Below are 401 nucleotides of genomic sequence, written 5' to 3'. Positions count from 1 at the left end.
CATCTGACACGTTCGGCCCTGCATCGCTGCTTTCAGCGTCACGGGATATCCCGGTTGCCGGACATCGAAGGAGACAGGCTCAAACGCCAGCGCTTCAAACGCTATCCCATCGGCTTTTTTCACATCGATATTGCCGAAGTCCAGACTGCTGAAGACAAGCTGCACCTCTTCGTTGCTATCGACCGGACAAGCAAATTCGCTGTCACACAACTCGTCGGGAAAACTGATCGGAAGACCGCCTGGGAATTCCTCGAACATCTCCTGAGCATCATCCCTTACCGGATCCATACCATTCTGACCGATAACGGCATCCAGTTCTCTGACCAACCCCGTAATCGCAATACGGCCTGGTCGCGTCCCATGCGCTTCGACCTGATCTGCGAAGCCCAGGGGATCGAACA

General features: G+C 54.9%; 1 protein-coding gene. It reads left to right on the top strand.

Translation table 11 applies throughout. From position 1 onward, the window contains the following. On the top strand, positions 1–401 hold a 401-nt coding region (locus tag KP705_RS18600; protein WP_215765379.1), incomplete at both ends, for a DDE-type integrase/transposase/recombinase.

The organism is Gluconobacter sp. P1D12_c, assembly GCF_018812105.1.
In the GTDB taxonomy this organism is placed as follows: domain Bacteria; phylum Pseudomonadota; class Alphaproteobacteria; order Acetobacterales; family Acetobacteraceae; genus Gluconobacter; species Gluconobacter oxydans_A.
Note: the sequence above shows the minus strand (reverse complement) of the source record. Positions and strands in the feature narration are given on the sequence as shown.